The sequence below is a fragment of the Curtobacterium sp. MCSS17_011 genome, assembly GCF_003224275.1.
Lineage (GTDB): Bacteria > Actinomycetota > Actinomycetes > Actinomycetales > Microbacteriaceae > Curtobacterium.
Genome location: NZ_QKLE01000013.1, coordinates 25,996 through 47,940 on the forward strand (window position 1 = coordinate 25,996; position 21,945 = coordinate 47,940).

Sequence of the window (21,945 nt, forward strand, 5' to 3'; positions counted from 1 at the left end):
CTGGGGATGGAAGTGGATAGATGAGATTCATTCATCCCGTTAACGCTCACACACCGCTCACAAGTCACAACTGTGTAGTTCCCTACTGCGGAGCGGGATGCACAGGGTTATCCACAGTGTGCACAGGCGTTAACACCATTACTCCTGGTTAACGATCAATCTCTGCGGGACAACCTTGTGGACGGCGGGATGACAAGAAATCCGGCCCCCGTCCGCCTGTGCCAGAATGGGGCGGCCGGACAGTCCAAGCCGATCGACAGGGGTTCCAGCTGTGAAGTTCGAGGTCAACCGGGACGTCTTCTCCGAAGCCGTCTCCTTCGCAGTGAAGCTCCTCCCGCAGCGCACGACCCTCCCGATCCTGTCGGGCGTCCTGATCCACGCCGACGGAGATCGTCTGACGCTCTCGTCGTTCGACTACGAGGTGTCAGCGCAGACGTCCATCTCGGCCCAGATCGACGAGCCGGGCACGGTCCTGGTCTCCGGTCGGCTGCTGAACGACATCGCGAGCCGGCTGCCGAACGCCCCCGTGTCGTTCACCACCGAGGACGCCAAGATCTCCGTCTCCTGCGGGTCGGCGCACTTCACGCTGCTGTCCATGCCGGTCGAGGAGTACCCGACGCTGCCGGAGATCGGTCCGCAGACCGGGGTGATCCCCGGCGACGCGTTCTCCGAAGCGGTGTCCCAGGTCGCCGTCGCCGCCAGTCGCGACGACGTCACCCCGGTGATCACCGGTGTCCAGCTCGAGGTCGGCGACAACGACCTCTCCCTCATCGCGACGGACCGCTACCGCGTCGCCGTCCGCACCATCGCGTGGGACTCCGGCCGAGTCGGCTCGGACCCCCTGCACGCGCTGGTCCCGGCCCGCACCCTGCAGGAGGTCGGCCGCACGTTCGGTTCGGCGTCCACGGTGTCGGTGTCGATCAGCGGCAACTCCGACCGCGAGCTCATCGCGTTCCACGCCGACGACAAGACCGTGACGTCGTTGCTCATCAAGGGCAACTACCCGCCGGTCCGCCGGCTCTTCCCCGAGACCGTCAACGACCACGCGGTGATCAACACCGCGGAGCTCGTCGAGGCGGTCCGACGGGTCTCCCTCGTCCTGGAGCGCGAAGCGGCGCTCCGGTTCTCCTTCACGGTCGACGGGCTCACGCTCGAGGCGATCGGATCCGAACAAGCGCAGGCGTCAGAGTCGATCAGTGCGTTGTTGACCGGCGAGGAAACGGTGGTCTCGTTGAAGCCCGCCTTCCTCCTGGACGGACTGAACGCGGTGCACTCCGAGTTCGTCCGCATCTCCTTCACCAAGACGGAGAACCCCAACAAGCCGGGCCCGGTGCTGATCACCGGCCAGACTTCGCAAGAGGCCGCAGCCACCGATGGATACCGGTACCTGCTGCAGCCGAACCTGCTGCTGCGATAGGCGCAACAGGCAACCTGCGCTGGCGCACACCACCGGCAGCATCAGCGCGACGACGAACAGAAGAGGAAATCATGCACATCGGTCTTGTCGGCCTTGGTCGCATGGGCAACAACATGCGTGCCCGTCTCCGCAACGCAGGTATCGAGGTCACCGGGTACGACGCGAACCCCGCCGTCTCGGACGTCGCCGACCTCGGCGCACTCGCCGCCGCCCTCCCCGAGGGCAAGCGTCTGGTCTGGGTGATGGTCCCGCACGGCAAGATCACCGACGACGTGATCACCGACCTGGCAGGCGTCCTCGGCGAGGGCGACCTGGTCATCGACGGTGGCAACTCCAAGTGGCTGGACGACACCAAGCACGCCGAGCAGCTCGGTGCGCGTGGCATCCGCTACATGGACGCCGGCGTCTCCGGTGGCGTCTGGGGCAAGGACAACGGCTACGGCCTGATGGTCGGCGGTGACGCCGCGGACGTCGAGTTCGCGATGCCGGTGTTCGACGCCCTGCGCCCCGAGGGTCCCCGCGAAGAGGGCTTCTCGCACGCCGGCCCGATCGGCGCCGGCCACTACGCGAAGATGGTCCACAACGGCATCGAGTACGCGATCATGCAGGCGTACGGCGAGGGCTACGAGCTCCTCGAGGCCAAGGACCTGATCACCGACGTCCCCGCCGTGTTCGCCGGGTGGCAGCGCGGAACGGTCGTCCGTTCCTGGCTGCTCGACCTGATGGTGCTCGCGCTGAACGAGGACCCGAAGCTCGACGAGCTCGAGGGCTACGTCGAGGACTCGGGCGAGGGACGCTGGACGCTCGAAGAGGGCATCGAGCTCGCCGTGCCGATGCCGGCGCTGTCGGCGTCGATCTTCGCGCGCTTCGTCTCGCGTCAGGGCAGCGCCTCGCCGACGATGAAGGCCGTCGCGGCACTCCGCAACCAGTTCGGCGGTCACGCCGTCAAGAAGTCCTAGGACTTCCCGGGGGAACCCGGCCTCGGCCCGCGTGCACGTCGACCATCTCCAACTGACCGACTTCCGGAACTACCGGGAGGCGGACGTCGTCCTCGCACGCGGGCCGAACCTGTTCGTCGGGCGCAACGGACAGGGCAAGACCAACCTGGTCGAGGCGATCGGGTACCTCTCGACCCTCGGCTCGCACCGCGTCCCCACCGATGCAGCCCTCGTCCGTCAGGGATGCGACGCCGCGATCGTCCGGGCACGGCTCGCGCACGAGGAACGCAGCATCCTCGCCGAGGTGCAGATCAACCGCACCGGTGCGAACCGTGCGCAGGTCAACCGCTCGGCGATCAAGCCGCGCGAGCTGCCGCGGTACTGCACGAGCGTGCTCTTCGCTCCGGAGGACCTCGCGCTCGTCCGCGGTGAGCCGGCCGGGCGGCGCCGGATGCTCGACGAGCTGCTCGGCCAGATCGCACCGCGGATGCAGGGCGTGCTCGCCGACTACGACCGCACGCTCCGGCAGCGGAACACCCTGCTGAAGTCGGCCCGGGCCACGGGTGCGAAGGCGAACGCGCTGTCGACGCTCGACGTCTGGGACGACCGGCTCATCGGGCTCGGCGCCGAGATCGTCGCGGCGCGTGACCACCTGACCCGGCGGCTCGCACCCTTCGTGGCCGAGGCCTACGCGACCGTCGCCGGCGAGCACCACGACGCCTCGATCACCGGCGTCCTGTCGATCCGCGGTGGCGACCCCGAGTCCGCGGCGGCCACCGATCCCGTCCTCGGGACCCCGGACGAGCCCGTCACGGTCGCGTCGGCTGCCGAAGCGTTCGCGGCTGCCCTCGAGCGTCGTCGCCGGGACGAACTCGACCGCGGGCTCACCCTCGTAGGGCCGCACCGGGACGACGTATTGTTCCGGCTCAACGGGTTACCAGCCCGTGGGTACGCGAGTCACGGCGAATCCTGGTCCTTCGCGCTGGCCATCCAGCTCGCGAGCGCCTCGATCCTGCGTGCGGAGTCGAACCTGGGCGACCCGATCATCATCCTCGACGACGTCTTCGCCGAGCTCGACGAATCGCGCCGGGAACGGCTGGCGAACGCGGTCGCCGACTACGAGCAGGTGCTCATCACCGCCGCGGTGTTCGGTGACGTCCCCCCGAAGCTGGCGGCGCACACCGTGCGGATCGAGGCGGGCACGATCGTGACCGACGAGGCGGACGCGATCCGGGCCTCCAGTCCGGCGACGGATGCCACGGACGTTGACGGCAAGGCGGACCCGACCGACGCCCCCGACCCCGCCCCCGCCGAAGCCGACGTCTGATGCCGAAGCCCCGCAAGCCCACCGAACCCTCGCAGGTGTACCGCCACCTCCGCGCGGTGTTCGGCGACCCGTCCAAGCGCGGCACCGATGCCCGCCGACGACGTGCTCGCGAGTTCGACGCCGACACCGTGCCGTACGGGCGCGGTCGTGAGCCGAAGGGGCTCGCCGACATCGTCGGTTCCCTCGCTCAGGAGCTCGGCTGGACGGAACCCCTCGCGCGCTCCGAGCTCTTCGTGGACTGGCCGAGCGTCGTCGGCGAGGAGCTCGCGAAGCACTCCCGACCGGTCACCATCGACGACGGTGCACTCGTCATCCGGTGCGACTCGACGGCTTGGGCGACCCAGCTCCGACTGATGCGCGCGACCGTCACGACGACCATCGCGGAACGGCACCCGGAAGCCGGGGTCGAGTCGATCAGGGTTTCCGGCCCTGACGCCCCCACGTGGAAACGCGGCCCCAGGACGGTCCAGGGGCGCGGTCCTCGCGACACCTACGGTTGAGGCGACGAAATCATCCTGGAGTGCCAGAAAAGCCCGTCTGTGGGGCAGATGAGCCCTCGAAAGAGGGGCCTCTGCGGTAGACTGGGAGGTGCAGTGCGCGGGCGTTCCGCGCGCAGGCAGGAGCACGCTCGACATGGCATCAGAATCTGACGACGACCGACAGAACCCGCTCGGTGCGGAGACCCCGCAGAGCGAACCGTCCTACGGCGCAGACCAGATTCAGGTGCTCGAGGGACTCGAAGCCGTCCGCAAGCGTCCCGGTATGTACATCGGTTCGACCGGCCCCCGCGGCCTGCACCACCTGGTCCAGGAGATCGTCGACAACTCCGTTGACGAAGCCCTCGCCGGGTACTGCGACACCATCGACGTGAGCATCCGTGAAGACGGCGGCGTCCGGGTGGTCGACAACGGCCGTGGCATCCCGGTCGACGTCCACGCGGCCGAAGGGGTCTCCACCCTGCAGGTCGTCCTCACCGTCCTGCACGCCGGCGGCAAGTTCGGCGGTGGCGGCTACGCCGTCTCCGGTGGTCTGCACGGCGTCGGTTCGTCCGTCGTGAACGCGCTGAGCTCCGAGCTCGACGTCGAGGTCCGTCGGCAGGGCCACGTCTGGCGCCAGAGCTACACCGACGGTGTCCCGGTCGCCCCCGTCTCCAAGGACGAACCGACCGACGAGACCGGCACGACGATCACGTTCTGGCCGAACGCCGAGATCTTCGAGTCCGTCGTCTTCGACTACGAGACCCTGCGCACGCGCTTCCAGCAGATGGCCTTCCTGAACAAGGGCCTGCGGATCAACCTGCGCGACGAGCGAGCCCCCGAAGAAGGGGAAGAGGCCCGCAACGACTCCTTCATGTACGAGCGCGGTCTCGCCGACTACGTCGAGTACATCAACGCGCAGAAGAAGGCCGACCTCGTCCACCCCGACGTCATCGGCTTCGAGTCCGAGGACCCGGAGCGCAAGATCGCGCTCGAGGTCGCGATGCAGTGGAACACCTCGTACCAGGAGAGCGTCCACACCTTCGCGAACACGATCAACACGCACGAGGGCGGGACCCACGAAGAGGGCTTCCGCGCCGCGCTCACGACGCTGGTCAACCGCTACGCGCGCGAGACGAAGATCATCAAGGAGAAGGACGACAACCTCACGGGCGACGACATCCGCGAAGGGCTCACCGCCGTCATCTCCGTCAAGCTCGGTGAGCCGCAGTTCGAGGGGCAGACGAAGACCAAGCTCGGCAACACCGAGGCGAAGTCGTTCGTGCAGCGCGTCGTCGGCACCGAGCTGACCCACTGGTTCGAGAGCAACCCGACGCAGGCGCGCGACGTCGTCCGCAAGGCGATCCAGGCGTCGCAGGCACGGCTCGCTGCCCGCAAGGCCCGTGAGACCACCCGCCGCAAGGGGCTGCTCGAGTCGGGCGGCATGCCCGGCAAGCTCAAGGACTGCCAGTCGAAGGACCCGACGGTGTCGGAGATCTTCATGGTCGAGGGTGACTCCGCCGGCGGTTCCGCCGTGCAGGGGCGCAACCCGATGACCCAGGCGATCCTGCCCCTGCGCGGCAAGATCCTGAACGTCGAGAAGGCCCGGCTCGACCGCGCCCTCGCCAACCAGGAGATCCAGTCGATGATCACGGCGTTCGGCGCCGGCATCGGCGAGGACTTCGACCCGGACAAGGCCCGGTACCACAAGATCGTGCTGATGGCCGATGCCGACGTCGACGGCCAGCACATCACGACGCTGCTGCTCACGCTGCTGTTCCGCTACATGCGTCCGCTCATCGAGCACGGCTACGTGTACCTCGCGCAGCCGCCGCTGTACCGCCTGAAGTGGTCGAACTCCGCGCACGAGTACGTGTTCAGCGACCGGGAGCGCGACGCCCTGATGCAGGCTGGCCTCGCGGCCGGCAAGCGCATCCCGAAGGACAACGGGATCCAGCGCTACAAGGGCCTCGGCGAGATGGACTACAAGGAGCTCTGGGACACCACGATGAACCCGGACACCCGCACGCTCCTGCAGGTCACGTTGGAGGACGCGGCCGCGGTGGACAGCACCTTCTCGACGCTGATGGGTGAGGACGTCGACGCACGTCGCCAGTTCATCCAGCAGAACGCCAAGGACGTCCGCTTCCTCGACATCTAACGGCCAGGAGGCGCGGCGTGAGCCGCGTCGACCAGTCCTGACCACCTGTGGTCGCGCCCGGCGCGACCAACGGAACCACAGCCTCCAGGCTGTCCAGAAAGGGAACGAAGCCACATGGCTGACGACAACGAGAACGGCGCCGACGAGCAGCCCGAGATCGTCCACGGCGACAGCGGGGACATCGTCGTCTCCGGTGATCGCATCTCGCAGGTCGACCTGCAGCTCGAGATGCAGCGCTCGTACCTCGACTACGCGATGTCGGTCATCGTCGGTCGTGCCCTGCCGGAGGTCCGCGACGGCCTCAAGCCGGTGCACCGCCGTGTGATCTACGCGATGTTCGACGGCGGCTACCGCCCGGACCGTGCGTTCTCGAAGTGCTCCCGCGTCGTCGGTGACGTCATGGGTCAGTTCCACCCGCACGGTGACTCGGCGATCTACGACGCTCTTGTCCGCCTGGTGCAGCCGTGGTCGCTCCGGTACCCGCTCGCGCTCGGCCAGGGCAACTTCGGTTCGCCGGGCAACGACGGTGCCGCCGCCCCGCGGTACACCGAGACGAAGATGGCGCCGCTCGCGCTCGAGATGGTCCGCGACATCGACGAGGACACCGTCGACTTCCAGGACAACTACGACGGCCGCACCCAGGAGCCGGCGATCCTGCCGGCCCGGTTCCCGAACCTGCTCGTCAACGGCTCGGTCGGCATCGCGGTCGGCATGGCCACGAACATCCCGCCGCACAACCTGCGCGAGGTCGCCGAGGGTGCCAAGTGGGCGCTCGACAACCCCGACGCCACCCGCGAAGAGCTGCTCGCCGCGCTCATGCAGCGCATCAAGGGCCCGGACTTCCCGACCGGTGCGCAGGTGCTCGGCACCAAGGGCATCCAGGACGCCTACCGCACCGGCCGTGGCTCGATCACGATGCGTGCCGTCGTCTCGGTCGAAGAGATCCAGGGCCGCACCTGCCTCGTCGTCACCGAGCTGCCGTACCAGGTCAACCCGGACAACCTGGCGATCAAGATCGCCGAGCTCGTCAAGGACGGCAAGCTCGCCGGTGTCGCCGACATCCGCGACGAGACCTCCGGCCGCACCGGGCAGCGCCTGGTCATCGTGCTGAAGCGTGACGCCGTCGCCAAGGTCGTGCTGAACAACCTGTACAAGCACACCCAGCTGCAGGAGAACTTCGGCGCGAACATGCTCGCGATCGTCGACGGGGTGCCCCGCACCCTGCCGCTCGACGGGTTCATCTCGGCGTGGGTCGCCCACCAGGTCGACGTCATCGTCCGCCGCACGCAGTTCCGTCTGCGCGAGGCCGAGAAGCGCGCCCACATCCTGCGCGGCTACCTGGCCGCGCTCGACGCCCTCGACGAGGTCATCGCGCTCATCCGTCGCTCGCCCGACGTCGAGGAAGCCCGCACCGGCCTGATGGACCTGCTGTCCGTCGACGAGATCCAGGCGCGCGCGATCCTCGAGCTGCAGCTCCGACGTCTCGCCGCCCTCGAGCGCCAGAAGATCCACGACGAGGCCGAAGAGCTCGAGCGCAAGATCGCCGACTTCCAGGACATCCTCGGGTCGGAGAGCCGCCAGCGGTCGATCATCCGCGACGAGCTGAGCGAGATCGTCGACCGCTTCGGTGACGACCGCCGTACCGAGATCATGTTTGGCTACGACGGCGACATGTCGATGGAAGACCTGATCCCCGAAGAGGAGATGGTCGTCACCATCACCCGCGGCGGCTACGTCAAGCGCACGCGCAGCGACCAGTACCGCTCGCAGCACCGTGGCGGCCGAGGTGTCCGCGGGGCCCAGCTCCGCGCTGACGACATCGTCGAGCACTTCTTCGTCACGACGACGCACCACTGGCTCCTGTTCCTCACCGACCAGGGCCGGGTCTACCGCGCCAAGGCGTACGAGCTGCAGGAGGCCGGCCGCGACGCCAAGGGCCAGCACGTCGCGAACCTGCTCGCGATGCAGCCCGACGAGCAGATCCAGCAGGTGCTCGACATCCGCGACTACGAGGTCGCGCAGTACCTCGTCCTCGCGACCGAGCACGGTCTGGTGAAGAAGACCGCGCTCACGGAGTACGACACGAACCGCACCGGCGGCATCATCGCGATCAACCTGCGCGACGGTGACAAGCTCCGTCAGGCGCTCCTCGTCGACGAGCACGACGACCTGCTCCTGGTGTCACGCCAGGGCATGTCACTCCGGTTCACCGCGACGAACGACACCCTGCGTCCGATGGGTCGGTCGACCTCGGGCGTGAAGGGCATGTCGTTCCGCGACGGCGACTCGCTGCTCGCAGCACGGGTCGTGTCCGACGACGGCTTCGTCTGGGTGATGACCGAGGGCGGCTACGCCAAGCGCACCGCGGTCGACCAGTACCGGGTGCAGGGCCGTGGTGGTCTGGGCATCAAGGTGGCCAAGTTGGCGGTCGACCGAGGCGATCTCGTGGGCGCTCTCATCGTCGGTGAGGACGACGAGGTGCTCGTCGTGCTGCAATCAGGCAAGGTGGTAAGGTCTGCCGTGGCCGAGGTCCCTGCCAAGGGCCGTGACACGATGGGCGTCGTCTTCGCGAGGTTCGCGGAGAACGACCGGATCATCGCGGTGGCCCGGAACACCGAGCGGAACCTGGACGACCAGGACGACGCCGAGATCGAGCCCGCGGGCCCGGTGGAGACGGTCAGCCCTGCCGAAGCGGCCCCGGATTCCACTGATCCCATCGACACCGAGCCCGTCGCAGACGAGGCCGGAGAGGACCAGTCAAGCAATGAGTAGTGTCGCCGAGAAGCTCCAGAAGAAGGCGAAGCGACCCGTCGGCACCCGCCAGGTGCGGTTGCGACTGGTCTACGTCGACTTCTGGTCGATGGTGAAGCTCAGCTTCCTCATCGCCCTGGCCGGCAGCATCGTGATCGTGGTCGCCACGGCACTGGTGTGGGTCATCCTGAACCAGACGGGTGTGTTCACCCAGGTCGACGCCCTGTTGAAGGACGTCACCGGCCAGAACAGTTACTCGATCATGGACCAGTTCTCGCTGGGCCAGGTCCTCGGGTTCTCCATCGTCGTGGGCATCCTCAACGTGGTCGTCGGCACCGTGCTCGGCGCCATCGTGAGCGTGCTCTACAACCTCAGTGTGCGGATCACGGGCGGTCTGCTCGTGGGCTTCACGAACAACTGACACACCCGGGCCGGATGGGCCCATCGCTCGATTTCGTTCCGACGGGATCGTACGGTAGGCTTTCATCCGGTCTGAGGGGCTATAGCTCAGGCGGTTAGAGCGCTTCGCTGATAACGAAGAGGTCCAAGGTTCAAGTCCTTGTAGCCCCACCAGTTCTTCGGAACACCACGACAATTCCATCCCGTCGCCGATCACCTCGGTGGCACTCGGGGCCTTAGCTCAGTTGGTAGAGCGCCTGCTTTGCAAGCAGGATGTCGGGAGTTCGATTCTCCCAGGCTCCACTCGCATCAGCCCCTGGTTGCCGACTCCGTCGTCTGCCCAGGGGCTTCGTTCTGTGCCCGTGCGCGCCGCCGCCCCTGCGGCGCGACCGTCGCGGGCGGCTCGGTCGTCGTGTCTGTCTGCGCGCCTTCGGCGACGCGCCGCTCCGCGATGGGCGGGTCCGCCATGCGGTGTCGTCTTCGTCGAGTGTCACGACATGCCGCATGCGCGATGGCCGGGTTCGCCATGCGCTGCCGTCTTCGTTGAGTGGTCACGACGTGCCGCGTGCGTGGTGGCGTGGTGGCACGAAGTGTCGTCTGCGGGCCGCCTGGGCGACAGGTTGCGACCGCACAGCGTTGCCTCCGCGCGTTGCGCGATCAGTACCGGACGGGAGGCGCGGGGCCAGGCCGGCGCGGGCCTCCAGACCGGTGGATGGGCGCGTTCAGGGCACGCGGCGCGGGTGTACGCATGCCATGCCCGGGAACGACGAAGGGCCCCGGCGACAGCCGGGGCCCTTCGTACGAACCGGGAGGTCAGGCGGCAGGCTTCTCCGCCGTGTCGGCGTCGTCGGCGACCCAGAGGTCGTCGTCGGCGCGGAGCGTCTGGTAGGCGGCGTACGCAGCACCGGCGACGGCCACGACGCCGACGATGATGAGTGCGACTCCGCCGAAGCCGAGACCCTTCTTCTGCTGCGACGGGACGTACTTCGCAGCAGCCTTCTTCGCGCTCTTGCTCTTCTTCTGCGCGTTCTTCACGATCTTCTTGACCCGGGGGTCCTTCGCGAGATCGGTCACGCTCAGCACCGAACCAGCGGTCGAGACGAGTCCGGGGACCACCTCGGACTGGAACTTGTGCGAAGCGCTCTGCGCTGCCGAGGTGGCAGCGTGCACGCCGGTGGCGAACGCAGGACGGATCCCGTTGTCGATCGCGTTCTGCACGCGGGGTGCGATGTCCTTGCGAGCTGCGTCCGCGGCGTTCGACCGGGCCTCGGCCAGGATCGCGTTCGCGTGCTCGAGGACCTTGCGCTGCTCGCCGAGGAGCGAGGCGGTCTGGCCCTTGAGCTTCTTGATCTGCTTCCGACGCTTTCGCGGGATCTCGATCGTCGTCATCTGGTACCTCCATCGGATCGGCGTCACCCCATCCTGCCACCACAGTGCCTGACAGGTCACGGAACCGCAGCTGTGGGATCCGTCCACGGTCAGGAGTACATGCGAGAATCGGAACATGTCTCTGCACACCGCTGTCGCAACGATCCACACCAACAAGGGCGACATCCGCGTCAACCTGTTCGGCAACCACGCACCGAAGACCGTCAAGAACTTCGTCGACCTCGCCACGGGCCAGCAGGAGTGGACCCACCCCGGCACGGGCAAGGTCTCGACCGACAAGCTCTACGACGGTGTGATCTTCCACCGCATCATCAAGGACTTCATGATCCAGGGCGGCGACCCGCTCGGCCAGGGCATCGGTGGCCCCGGGTACCGCTTCGACGACGAGATCTCCCCGGAGCTCACGTTCCAGAACCCCTACATCTTCGCCATGGCGAACGCCGGCATCCAGGGGGGCCGCGGCACCAACGGCTCGCAGTTCTTCATCACCACGGTGGCGACGCCGTGGCTGCAGGGCAAGCACACCATCTTCGGCGAGGTCGCCGACGACGAGTCCCGCGCGGTCGTCGACGCGATCGAGGGCGTGGCGACCGACGGTCGTGACAAGCCCGTCGAGGACGTCGTCATCCAGAGCATCGACGTCGAAGGCGTCTGACCCGCACGTGACCGACCAGGCGTACAACCCGAACAACACCTGCTACCGGCATCCGGACCGGCAGAGCTTCGTCCTCTGCCAGCGCTGTGGGCGGACGATCTGCCCGGAGTGCCAGACGCCGGCGGCGGTCGGGGTGCACTGCCCGGAGTGCGTGCGTGAACAGCGCGCACAGTTCGCAGCGAACCGTCGAGCGTCCGGAGCCCCCAGTGGATTCACGGTCGCTCGGCGGCGCTTCGCCATGCTCGACCAGAAGGCCACGGTCGTCATCGTGGCCGTCACGGTCGCCATCTGGTTGCTCGACCAGGTGAGCGGGGGGTTCTTCACGAGCCTGTTCGCCTACAACTCGCTGTTGCTCCCCACGCAGCCGTGGCGCGTGGTGACCGTACTGTTCGTGCACTCGGGCATCTTCCACATCCTGTTCAACATGTGGGCGCTGTGGATCTTCGGTCGGATGCTCGAGAACATGCTCGGCGCGTGGCGGTTCCTCGCGCTGTACTTCATCACCGGGATCTTCGGGTCGATGCTCGTGACCGTCCTCGCTCCGGGGACCTGGGTGGTCGGAGCGTCCGGCGCCATCTTCGGTCTCTTCGCCGCGTTCTTCGTCCTGCAGCGCAGTTTGGGGAACAACGCCGTGCAACTCCTCGTGATCATCGGGCTGAACCTGGTGATCGGGTTCCTGCCCGGGACCAACATCTCGTGGCAGGCGCACGTCGGCGGGATCATCGGCGGGTTCTTGATGGGCTTCGTCTTCGCGCAGACGCGGAACATCCGGAAGCGCCCACTGCAGATCGCGTTGATCATCGCGGCGGCGGTGCTCGGCGTCGCCCTCACCGCAGTCGGGTACGCCGTCACAGTCGGCTGAAGCAGCCGCAGCATCACCCTCGAACGCCCCGTCGCACTGCGGCGGGGCGTTCGTCGTTCCCGGGGTGCCCAGCTCGTCCGGATCTCCAGCGGTCCACGGCTGTCTGCAGCTGTCCACAGTGTCGCCAGGACTTATCCACAGGTGTGGAGAAGTCCGTGAGTTACACCAGTGTGATTATCCCCACTGTGGACTCAGCTGTGGATAACTCCGGGGCGGTGTTGTGGATTGTCGTGTGGAGAGTGGGGAAAAGTGTGGAGAACAGTCGGATCATCGAGGATGTGCGGTTCGGCGGTGCTCCGGCTTGTGGAGAACGACGAAGCCCGCCGCACCTTTCGGTGCGACGGGCGTCGGAAGAGCAGGGGGCCGGGGTCAGCGCCACCGAGTGGTCATGAGGAAGCCGACGAACATGATGCCGAAGCCGATCACGATGTTCCACGAGCCGAGGCTCGGAACCGGCAGCGTGGCGTTCGAGATGTAGAAGACGATCACCCACACCAGGCCGATGAGCATGAAGCCGAACATGACCGGCTTGAACCACACCGGGTTCGGGGCGTCCCCCGCGGTGTCGACCGAGTCGGCTCGGGTCGTCCGGGCGGGCTTGGTGCGGTCCTTGTCCTTGGCCATGGCCGGTATCCTACCGTGACCACGTGTGCACATCGGCCCGCGGACCGCCGCACACATCCCCCACGAGTACGGTGAACCGCCATGACCAGGATCCTCGTCGTCGACAACTACGACAGCTTCGTCTACACGCTCAACGGGTACGTACAGCAGCTCGGCGCCGAGACCGACGTCGTGCGCAACGATGCCTTCCCCGAGTCCGAGATCGCCGACCGCATCGCCGAGTACGACGGCGTGCTCCTGTCCCCGGGCCCGGGCACACCGGCGGCTGCGGGCGTCTCGATCCCCACCGTGCACGCGGCCATCGCTGCTGAGACCCCGCTGCTGGGCGTGTGCCTGGGCCACCAGGCCATCGCGGAGGCACTCGGTGCCACGGTCACGCACGCCGAGGAACTCATGCACGGCAAGACCTCCGAGGTCGACCATGACGACAGCCCGCTCTTCGCCGGCGTCCCGCACCCCTTCACGGCCACGCGGTACCACTCGCTCGCGATCGTCGACGGCACCGTCCCCGACGAGCTCACCGTGACCGCGCGCACCGGGGGCGGGGTCATCATGGGCGTCCAGCACCGTGAGCACCCGGTGTTCGGCGTCCAGTTCCACCCGGAGTCGGTCCTGACCGAGGGCGGTTACCGCATGGTCGGCAACTGGCTCGAGACCACCGGCCTGTCCGGAGCCGCGGAGCGCGCCGCCGACCTCGGCCCGCTCATCGCGACCCATCGCGCCTGACGAACGCGCCCGGCGGCAGACGCCGTCGTGTCATCGAGACGCCGCCGGATCCGGTGGCGTCTCGTGCGTTCCGGGGCGTCGTGCCGACAGGACGGCGTCTCCCGGGCACTGGGCCGGACCGCCTGCATGACGCGCGGGCGGTTGCGGTCGTGTGCCGGGCCTCCAGGCCGTCGCGACCAGCCTGAGGGCGGAGGCGACGAACAGACGTGCCTGTGGGCCCGGCGAACTGACTGGAGGCCCGTCACCCGTCCCTCGGGACGGTCACATCACGAGACGGTCGGCTCAGCGGCCGTCGTCGCCGTCGTCGCCACCGCGATCGTCGTTCCCGCTCTTGCCACCGTTGTCGTTGTTCGAGGTCGGGGCCTTCGGCGGCGCGGCGGAGCGTGCGCAGTAGGTGAGCGTGACCGCACTGCCCTGGGCGACGTCACCGGCAGGGGTGTCCTGCTGGGTGACGAGCCCGCCGGTGCACGAGTAGGACGGCGCCGGGTTCACGGTGAGCCCGAGCTGCTCGACGGTGGCCTTCGCCGCCGAGTACTGCTGCTGCGTGACGTCGGGCAGCTGAACCTTGCCGTTGGAGACCGTGAGGTTGATCACGATGCCCTTGGTGTGCAGGGAACCGGACTCGGGGTCGGAGTTCAGCACCGTGCCCTCGGGGACGTCAGCCGAGTAGTCGCTCGAGATCGCGCCGAGACGGAAGCCGGCGTCGTCGAGGGCCTGTTGCGCTGCCGCTTGCGACTGCCCGTTCAGCTCGGGTACGGGGACGCGTTCCGGGCCGAGCGAGACCACGACGTTGACGTTCTGGTTGCGCCCGACGTTCACCCCGGAGCCCGGGTCCGTCCGGATGACCGTGCCCTTGTCGACGCTGTCGGAGTTCTCCTCGACCTTGACGGGCGTGAGGTCCTTCTTGTCCAGGGCGCTGGCCGCTGCACTGTAGGTCGAGCCCGCGACGTTCGGCACGCTCACCGAGGACGACACCGGCGGCTTGCCCGGTTGCAGGTTCGCCACGAAGAACACGACGGCGACGATGACGGCGACGGTGAGGAGGATCCCGACCCAGATCCACGCGACCGGAGGGCGGTTCTGCTTGCGCTGCGGACGGTGCTCGGCGGTGTCGTCGTCGAGTTCGCGGAACGCCGAAGCCGCGTTGGTCGTCGTGCGGGGATCGACCCCGAACAGCACGGTCGAGGCGTCGTTCGCCGCGTTCTGCTGCTGCTTCTTGGTCGACGCGGGCACCCGGCCCGCCGCGGCCTGCTGCAGGTCCGAGCGGAACTCGGCCGCGTTCTGGAACCGGCGCGTGCGGTCCTTGACCAGGGCGTGGAGGGTCACGGCGTCGAGGGCCGGCGACACGTCGGGCGAGATGGTCGACGGTGCGACCGGCTGTTCGCTGACGTGCTGGTACGCGACTGCCACGGGGGTGTCCCCGAGGAACGGCGCGCGACCGGTGAGGAGCTCGAAGAGCACGACGCCGGTGGAGTAGAGGTCGGTGCGAGCGTCGACGGTCTCGCCGCGGGCCTGCTCCGGCGAGAAGTACGAGGCGGTGCCGAGGATCGACGTGGTCTGCGCGACCGTCGCCGAGGTGTCGGTGATCGCCCGCGCGATGCCGAAGTCCATGACCTTGACCTGGCCGCTGTGCGTGACCATGACGTTCGCGGGCTTGATGTCACGGTGGACGACGCCGGCGCGGTGCGAGTACTCGAGCGCGGTGAGGATGCCCTCGGTGATGCGGACGGCCTCATCCGGGGCGACGGCGCCCTCAGCGATGATGTCGGAGAGCGGACGACCCTCGACGTACTCCATCACGATGAAGGGGACCTGCACCTCGGCGCCCGACGGCTCGGACACCGTCTCTTCGCCGGCGTCGTAGACGCGGACGACGGTGGGGTGCGCCATGCGTGCAGCGGCCTGGGCTTCCTGCCGGAAGCGTGTGCGGAAGGCCGGGTCGTTGGCGAGGCTCGGCTTGAGGAGCTTCACCGCGACCTTGCGGCCGAGGCGGGTGTCGTTGCCGAGGTGCACGGTCGCCATGCCGCCCCGACCGATGACGTCACCGATCTCGTAGCGATTGGCGAGGAGCGTGATCCCCGCGGTCACACCTTCTGGCACGTACTCCTCCGTCTGTTCGTCCGGGCTAGTGTACGGCAGCACCACCTGGTGAGACGCTGGTCACGGAGGGGGCGACCGAACCGTTACCGAACGGTGTCGACAGTCCCCGTCCGGGGGGCGTTCACAGACCGTCCTGCGGGGTCTCGGTGGGGTTGATCCCCTCGTCCGGGTTGGTCGTCTCCTCGTCCGTGGGCTCGGTCCACTCGACCTGGGCGCCCGGCGAGGACGCGGAGACGACCGAGGCGTCGGACTGCGGCGACTTGCACGTCACCTTGTACGACAGCGTCACCTTGCCGTACTGGGCACCGGCGACGGTCACCGCCGTGCCCGAGGTGGAGCCGGAGCTGCTGCCGTTCGAGGTGACGGTGCCGTTGTCGATCGTGTACGTGTAGCTGACGTCCGAGTAGCCGGCGGGGCAGCTCGTGTAGGCCGGCCAGCTGAAGGTCACGCGACCGGACTCACTGACGGTCCCACCGGTGGCACGCTCGGGTGCCGGTGCGGTCAGCACGTCGCCGAACGCCTTGACGGTCACGAGGGTGCCGGGGGCCAGGCTGCCCTCGGGGCTGAGCGACTCGACGGTGCCGACCTGGTCGGACGACGTGGCGTTCGACCCGGCGACGACCTCGGCCTGCAGACCCTGGGCGCGGAGCTGGTTCGCGACCTGCTCGGCGTTCTGCCCCTGGAAGTCGGCCGCCGACACCGTGACGCGGGTCTCGGTCGGCTCGGGCGAAGGCGTCTGCGTGGGCGTGCGGCTGGGCTTCGGCGTGCTCGACGACTTCGTGGGCTCGGGCTCCGGAGCGTTGTTGGCGTTCAGCGCGTACGCGGTGCCGGCGGCGATCGCGAGCACGACGATGATGCCGACGACCCACCAGATCCAGGCGCGCTTCTTCTTCGGCTCCTCGGACTCGTCGGAGACGGGCGAGCGGGGGGTGCCCGGGCCACCGGCCACTGCGCCGGCCTGGGTGCCGAGCAGCGCGGTCGCGGCGTCGTTCCCCTGGCCCTGCGGCGGGTTGAACGCAACGGTGCCGTTCTGCGCGATCGCGGGGACCGCCACGGTGGCCGCGGCGACGTCACCACGACGCAGCGCCTGTGCGGCACGGGCGAGGTTGGCGGCCGTCGCGGGACGGTCGGCGGGCTTCTTCGCGATGCACGAGATGACCAGCGCCGAGACGGGCTCCGGGATGTCCCCGGGAAGCGCCGGCGGCTGCTCGTTGATGTGCGCCATCGCGATCGCGACCTGCGACTCACCGGTGAACGGACGACGACCCGCCAGGGCCTCGTACGCGACGATGCCGAGCGAGTAGATGTCGGTCGACGGCGAGGCGGGATGACCGCTCGCCTGCTCGGGCGACAGGTACTGCACCGTGCCCATCACCTGACCGGTCGCGGTGAGCGGGACCTGGTCGGCGATGCGGGCGATGCCGAAGTCGGTGATCTTGACGCGACCATCGGGCGTGATGAGCAGGTTGCCGGGCTTGATGTCGCGGTGCACCAGGCCGACCGCGTGGGCGGCCTGCAGGGCGTTCGCGGTCTGCGCGACGATGTCGAGCACCTTGTCGACCGGGAGCGTGTGCTCGCGCTCGATCATGGTCGACAGGGCCTCGCCGGGGACGAGCTCCATCACGAGGTAGGCGCTGCCGTCCTCTTCGCCGTAGTCGAAGACGTTGGCGATGCCCTCGTGGTTGACGAGGGCAGCGTGCCGGGCCTCGGCGCGGAAGCGCTCGAGGAAGCCGGGGTCACCGAGGTACTCGTCCTTGAGGATCTTGAGTGCGACGGTTCGGCCGATGACGAGGTCGGTCGCCTGCCACACCTCGCCCATGCCGCCGATGGCGACCCGGGAGGAGAGCTGGTACCGCCCACCGAAGGTGAGTCCGCTGGTGGGTCTCATTTGTTCAGCACCGCCTCCATGACTTTCTTCGCGACCGGGGCCGCGACCGTGTTGCCGACTCCGGACTGCCCGAGCCCGCCGCCGTTGCCGACGACGACCGCCACGGCGACCTCCGGGTCCTTGGCAGGGGCGAACCCCGTGAACCAGAGCGTGTAGGGATCGCCGGTGCCGCCTTCGGCCGTACCGGTCTTGCCGGCGACGTCGACACCGTCGATCTTGGCATTGGTCCCGGTCCCCGCGCTCACGACGCTCTGCATGGCCTCGGTGAGGTCAGCGGACTCGGAGGACGACAGCGGATCACTGTACTGCCTCGGGGAGAAGGACTCGACCGTCTTCAGGTCGCTCGTGGTGATCGAGTCGACGAGCGAGGGCTGCATGACCTTGCCGCCGTTCGCGATGCCGGCCGACACCATCGCCATCTGCAGCGGAGAGACCCGGACGCTGGCCTGGCCGAAGGCGCTCAGCATGAGCTGGGCCGTCGAGTCGACGTCGGGGTACTGGCTGGCGGTCGCCGCCATCGGGATCTCGATCGCGTCGCCGAAGCCGTACTTGTCGGCCATGCTCTTGATCGCGTCGTACCCGAGCTTCTGGCCGAGTTCGGCGAAGGGGATGTTGCACGAGTACTGGATGGCCGTGCGCAGCTTGACCTTGTCGCCGCCGCCGCAGGTCCCGCCCTCGGCGTTGTTGATGTACGAGCTCGTCCCGGGCAGCTGCAGTCGGGACGGGTTCGGGAACGTGGAGTCGAGGTTGTACTTGCCACCCTCGAGTGCCGCCGACGCCACCACGAGCTTGAACACCGATCCGGGGGTGTACAGATCCCCGCCGATGGCACGGTTCTGCAGCGGGGCGGTGTCGGCCCCGAGCAGCGCGTCGTACTGCCGCTTGACCTCGGCCGTGTCGTGCGAGGTGAGCGAGTTCGGGTCGTAGCTGGGCTTCGACACCATCGCGAGGATCTTGCCGGTCTTCGGCTGGATCGCGACGACGGCACCGCTGTTGGTGCCGAGCGCGTCGTACGCGGCCTGCTGCACGTCCGGGTCGATGGTCAGGTTGACGTTGTCGCCCTGGACGTCCTGGCCGGTGAGGATCGAGTTGAGGTTCTGGAAGAACGAGGCGTCCGAGTTGCCCGAGAGCACGGTGTTCTCTGCGCTCTCGATGCCGGTGTTGCCCTGTCCGATCGTGAAGTACCCAGTCACCGCCGAGTACAGGTCGCCGTTCGTGTACTTCCGCTGGTACTGGTACTGGTCGTCCACCGGGGTCGACTCGGCGATGGGGCTGCCGTCGACGAGGATCGCGCCACGCTTGGTCGAGTAACTGTCCAAGATGGTTCGGGAGTTCCGGGAGTCGGCGCGCAACGAGTCGGCCGCGAAGAACTGGATCGACGTCGTCGACACGAAGAGTGCGACGAACATGAGCACGATGACGGTCGAGACACCGCGGAGCTGTCGGTTCATCGACGACGCTCCTTCCTGGTCCGCCCGCTCGCGGCGGGGAGCGCGCCCTGCTGGACACGCTGTTCGGCGGGGATCGAGTCGGTCAGGCGCAGCAGCATCGCGGCGATGATCCAGTTGGCGATGAGCGAGGAACCACCGGCTGCCATGAACGGCGTGGTCAGGCCCGTCACCGGGATGATCCGGGTGATGCCGCCGACGACCACGAACACCTGCAGGGCGATGATGAAGCCGAAGCCGACACCGAGCAGCTTGCCGAAGTCGTCCTGCGCCATGAAGCCCACACGGATGCCGCGCGATGCGAACACGATGAAGAGGGCGAGGATCGCGAAGACGCCGATCAGGCCGAGCTCTTCGCCGAGCGACGCGACGATGTAGTCGGCGTTGGCGACCGGCGTGATGTACGGCCGGCCCTGCCCGAGCCCCGTGCCGGTGATACCGCCGTTCGCGAAGCCGAACAGGCCCTGCACGAGCTGGTAGCTCGCCTGGGTGTCGCGGCTGAAGACCTCTTGGTTGAACGGGTCGAGCCACTGTTCAAAGCGGCCGCGCACGTACTCCAGGACACTCTGTGCGACGAGGGCGCCACCGACGAACATCGTGAGACCGATCGCCACCCAGCTGATCCGTGCCGTCGCCACGTAGATCATCACGAGGAACAGGCCGAAGTAGAGCAGGGCGGTGCCGAGGTCGCGCTGGAACACGAGCACGGCCATCGCAGCGCCCCACATCACCAGGATCGGGCCGAGGTCGCGGGCGCGCGGGAACGTCATGCCGAGGAACTTCTTGCCGACGATCGACAGCGAGTCGCGGGCGGTGACCAGGTACCCGGCGAAGAACAGCGCCATGGTGATCTTCGCGAGTTCACCGGGCTGGAACGAGAACGGGCCAATCTTGATCCAGACCCGTGCACCGCCGATGTTCGTGCCGATGCCGGGCAGCATCGGCAGGAGCAGCAGGACGATCGTCAGCGCCATGAAGATGTACCGGTACCGCTGCAGGAACCGGTGGTTCCGGACGGCGACGAGCGTGATGATCGCCAGGACCATCGCGAGCATCGTCCAGACGATCTGCTTCACGCCGATGGCGTCCCAGCCGGACAGGCCGTTGTGGACGTCGATGCGGTAGATCTCGGCGATGCCGATGCCGTTCAGGACGAGCGCGATCGGCAGGATGAAAGGGTCGGCGTTCTTGGCCACGACCCGCAGCACCACGTGCATGACCAGCGCGAGGCCGAGGATGCCGCCGCCGACCCAGAGCACCGACTGGTCGAACAGCCGGCCCTTGGTGCCCAGCTGCACGAGCACCATCGCTCCCGCGCAGATGCCGCACGCGATGACGAGCAGGAACAGCTCGAGGTTCCGCGCGCGAGCGGGCTCCCGGAGCTTGATCGTGATCGCCTGCGTGAAGGACTGGGCGGCCGTGGCGTTGCTCATCGCGGGCTCCGCGTCGGGCTCGGTGACGGCGAACGGGTGGGCGAGGGCGACGGTGACGAGCTCGCGTCGCCGTCCCCACCGGTACCGGCCTGGTCCTCGCCGGTCGCCGCGGCCTTGCGCAGGCGGTCGACGATGTCACGGGCGTCGGTGAGCGACTGCGCGTTGATCGTCGAGCGGACGTTCTCGCGGGTGTAGTCCGGCAGGGACGAGACCGTGATGTCGGTGTCCTCGTAGACGTCGGACAGCGCCAACGGCCCGATCGACTGCTGCACGCCCTTGTAGATCGCGACGGTGCCGCGGTCGGTGCCGACGTAGTAGTGGTCCTGGGTGATCCGCCAGCCGACGAACACCGCGCCGACGAGCACGGCGACGGCGACCACGAGCGCCACGGTCCAGGACACTCGACGACGGATGCGGCGTCGGCGGTCCTCGGCGATGAGCTCGGCGAAGAACTGGTCGGACTCGGGTTCGAAGTGCGAGTCCTCGGGCGCCGTGGTGACCTTGAGCGGGTGCAGCAGGATCGTGGGGAGGCGGATCGGCTTGCGGCCGGTCGACGCCTCGAACGTGAGCGGTGCCGCGGCGGAGCCGACGGTGGTGGCCGCGTCGTCGTCGTCTTCGGGTTCGGTGTCCGTGACGTCCATCACCACGACGGTGACGTTGTCGGGGGCGCCGTGGTCGAGCGTCTCCTTCACCAGGCGCTGCGTGACCTGGTTGGCGTCCATGTTCGACGCCAGGGCGTGACGGATGCGCTCTTCGGCCAGGTACGACGACAGGCCGTCGGAGCAGAGCAGCCAGCGGTCGCCCGGCTGGATGTCCATGATCGCCGTGTCGACCTCGGGTGCGGCGTCGACGTCGCCGAGCACGCGCATGAGCACGGAGCGACGCGGGTGGACCGCGGCTTCCTCCGGCGTGATCCGGCCGCTGTCGACGAGCCGCTGGACGAAGGTGTGGTCCGACGTGATCTGCTGCAACTCGCCGTCACGGTGACGGTAGATGCGGGAGTCCCCGATGTGCGCGATCGCGATCTGCTCGCCGACGCGGATCATCGCGGACACCGTGGTGCCCATGCCGGTGAGCTCCTGGTGCTCGAACACGGTCTCGGTGATCAGCTGGTTCGCCGCGATGAGTGCCGACTGCAGCGCGAACTCGGCGTCGTGCGCCGAGGGGAACTCACGGTCGACCTCGCGGATGCGCCGGATCGCGATCGCCGAGGCGACGTCACCGCCGGCGTGGCCGCCCATGCCGTCCGCCACCGCGAACAGGTGGGCTCCGGCGTAGCCGGAGTCCTGGTTGTTCGCGCGGATGCGCCCCACGTGGGACACAGCAGCGCTCAGCGTGCGAGCGGTCATGC

General features: G+C 68.1%; 17 protein-coding genes and 2 tRNA genes. 12 read left to right on the forward strand and 7 right to left on the reverse strand.

Features of this window, described 5'->3' with window-relative positions; all coding sequences use genetic code 11:
• The first annotated feature begins 271 nt into the window (after positions 1-271).
• The 9 genes from dnaN to DEJ17_RS10490 all read left to right on the forward strand — a co-directional run bounded on the left by dnaN (position 272) and on the right by DEJ17_RS10490 (position 9,772).
• Positions 272-1,417, forward strand: a complete 1,146-nt coding sequence (gene dnaN, locus DEJ17_RS10450; RefSeq protein WP_027466916.1) for a DNA polymerase III subunit beta — start codon at positions 272-274, stop codon at positions 1,415-1,417.
• A 71-nt stretch (positions 1,418-1,488) separates the two neighbouring features.
• The gene (gene gnd, locus DEJ17_RS10455) at positions 1,489-2,376 is read left to right on the forward strand and encodes a phosphogluconate dehydrogenase (NAD(+)-dependent, decarboxylating) (RefSeq protein WP_017887814.1); all 888 of its coding nucleotides are present in this window, start codon (positions 1,489-1,491) and stop codon (positions 2,374-2,376) included.
• 31 nt (positions 2,377-2,407) lie between these two features.
• Complete coding sequence (recF, locus tag DEJ17_RS10460) at positions 2,408-3,682, forward strand: DNA replication/repair protein RecF (protein ID WP_110893654.1); 1,275 nt, start codon at positions 2,408-2,410, stop codon at positions 3,680-3,682.
• The gene (locus DEJ17_RS10465; protein WP_110893657.1) at positions 3,682-4,182 is read left to right on the forward strand and encodes a DUF721 domain-containing protein; all 501 of its coding nucleotides are present in this window, start codon (positions 3,682-3,684) and stop codon (positions 4,180-4,182) included. The genes recF and DEJ17_RS10465 overlap by 1 nt, the downstream gene beginning before the upstream one ends.
• 133 nt (positions 4,183-4,315) lie before the next feature.
• On the forward strand, positions 4,316-6,319 hold the full coding sequence (gene gyrB / locus DEJ17_RS10470) for a DNA topoisomerase (ATP-hydrolyzing) subunit B (RefSeq protein WP_110893659.1): 2,004 nt from the start codon (positions 4,316-4,318) through the stop codon (positions 6,317-6,319).
• Between the two features lie 114 nt (positions 6,320-6,433).
• Positions 6,434-9,091: a DNA gyrase subunit A gene (gene gyrA, locus DEJ17_RS10475; RefSeq protein WP_110893661.1), complete on the forward strand. Its 2,658-nt coding sequence runs from the start codon at positions 6,434-6,436 to the stop codon at positions 9,089-9,091.
• Positions 9,084-9,491, forward strand: a complete 408-nt coding sequence (locus tag DEJ17_RS10480) for a DUF3566 domain-containing protein (RefSeq protein ID WP_027466922.1) — start codon at positions 9,084-9,086, stop codon at positions 9,489-9,491. The genes gyrA and DEJ17_RS10480 overlap by 8 nt, the downstream gene beginning before the upstream one ends.
• A 75-nt stretch (positions 9,492-9,566) precedes the next feature.
• Positions 9,567-9,643, forward strand: a tRNA-Ile gene (locus DEJ17_RS10485).
• A 56-nt stretch (positions 9,644-9,699) separates the two neighbouring features.
• Positions 9,700-9,772, forward strand: a tRNA-Ala gene (locus tag DEJ17_RS10490).
• 510 nt (positions 9,773-10,282) lie between these two features.
• Here DEJ17_RS10490 and DEJ17_RS10495 read toward each other — a convergent pair.
• Entirely contained in the window at positions 10,283-10,858 is a 576-nt protein-coding gene (locus tag DEJ17_RS10495; RefSeq protein ID WP_051597033.1) for a hypothetical protein, read from the reverse strand.
• Between the two features lie 115 nt (positions 10,859-10,973).
• Here DEJ17_RS10495 and DEJ17_RS10500 point away from each other — a divergent pair, with 115 nt between their 5' ends.
• Both DEJ17_RS10500 and DEJ17_RS10505 read left to right on the forward strand, forming a co-directional pair.
• Entirely contained in the window at positions 10,974-11,513 is a 540-nt protein-coding gene (locus DEJ17_RS10500) for a peptidylprolyl isomerase (protein WP_110893662.1), read from the forward strand.
• A 238-nt stretch (positions 11,514-11,751) separates the two neighbouring features.
• Positions 11,752-12,375: a rhomboid family intramembrane serine protease gene (locus tag DEJ17_RS10505; RefSeq protein ID WP_309146741.1), complete on the forward strand. Its 624-nt coding sequence runs from the start codon at positions 11,752-11,754 to the stop codon at positions 12,373-12,375.
• 369 nt (positions 12,376-12,744) lie between these two features.
• Here the strand turns inward: DEJ17_RS10505 and DEJ17_RS10510 are convergent, their stop codons facing one another.
• Positions 12,745-12,999: a cell division protein CrgA gene (locus DEJ17_RS10510; RefSeq protein WP_027466926.1), complete on the reverse strand. Its 255-nt coding sequence runs from the start codon at positions 12,997-12,999 to the stop codon at positions 12,745-12,747.
• An 81-nt stretch (positions 13,000-13,080) separates the two neighbouring features.
• Here DEJ17_RS10510 and DEJ17_RS10515 point away from each other — a divergent pair, with 81 nt between their 5' ends.
• A complete protein-coding gene (locus tag DEJ17_RS10515) occupies positions 13,081-13,725 on the forward strand; it encodes an aminodeoxychorismate/anthranilate synthase component II (protein ID WP_110893665.1) in 645 nt (214 codons plus the stop codon).
• 282 nt (positions 13,726-14,007) lie between these two features.
• On the opposite strand, the gene pknB is transcribed toward DEJ17_RS10515, so the two are convergent.
• The 5 genes from pknB to DEJ17_RS10540 form a co-directional block, all read right to left on the reverse strand.
• The gene (gene pknB / locus DEJ17_RS10520; RefSeq protein WP_258366755.1) at positions 14,008-15,825 is read right to left on the reverse strand and encodes a Stk1 family PASTA domain-containing Ser/Thr kinase; all 1,818 of its coding nucleotides are present in this window, start codon (positions 15,823-15,825) and stop codon (positions 14,008-14,010) included.
• A 121-nt stretch (positions 15,826-15,946) separates the two neighbouring features.
• A complete protein-coding gene (locus DEJ17_RS10525) occupies positions 15,947-17,713 on the reverse strand; it encodes a protein kinase (RefSeq protein ID WP_110893669.1) in 1,767 nt (588 codons plus the stop codon).
• Positions 17,710-19,164, reverse strand: a complete 1,455-nt coding sequence (locus tag DEJ17_RS10530) for a penicillin-binding protein 2 (protein ID WP_110893671.1) — start codon at positions 19,162-19,164, stop codon at positions 17,710-17,712. Before DEJ17_RS10530 ends, DEJ17_RS10525 begins: the two co-directional genes overlap by 4 nt.
• On the reverse strand, positions 19,161-20,594 hold the full coding sequence (locus DEJ17_RS10535) for an FtsW/RodA/SpoVE family cell cycle protein (RefSeq protein ID WP_110893673.1): 1,434 nt from the start codon (positions 20,592-20,594) through the stop codon (positions 19,161-19,163). Before DEJ17_RS10535 ends, DEJ17_RS10530 begins: the two co-directional genes overlap by 4 nt.
• A complete protein-coding gene (locus tag DEJ17_RS10540) occupies positions 20,591-21,943 on the reverse strand; it encodes a Stp1/IreP family PP2C-type Ser/Thr phosphatase (protein ID WP_071248673.1) in 1,353 nt (450 codons plus the stop codon). The genes DEJ17_RS10535 and DEJ17_RS10540 overlap by 4 nt, the downstream gene beginning before the upstream one ends.
• Positions 21,944-21,945: the final 2 nt, after the last annotated feature.